At 69.1% G+C, this 230-nt stretch carries 1 pseudogene; it reads right to left on the bottom strand.

Features of this window, described 5'->3' with window-relative positions:
* Nucleotides 1-230 (bottom strand): annotated as a pseudogene (locus FJ657_RS16920) (HNH endonuclease); the annotation flags it as partial.

The raw sequence follows: 230 nt of genomic DNA, 5'->3' as shown, positions 1-230 counted from the left end.
CGGTTCGGGGTGTCGTTCAGGCTGCGGTCGATCGCCTCCCGCTCGAACTCGGCCCGACGATCCACCGGAACCACACGACCCACATCGACGATCACCGTCACGTGGCCGCGGGTGATGAACCCGTGCTCCCACGCCGACAACGCCGCCGGATAGAACTCCACGATCTCCCGCGCTTCCCCGATCCGGCGCTGCACCGTCCGGTCCGGGGAACGCAGCACCCCGCCGATCTC

This window comes from Schumannella soli, assembly GCF_006517435.1.
Lineage (GTDB): Bacteria > Actinomycetota > Actinomycetes > Actinomycetales > Microbacteriaceae > Schumannella > Schumannella soli.
Note: the sequence above shows the minus strand (reverse complement) of the source record. Positions and strands in the feature narration are given on the sequence as shown.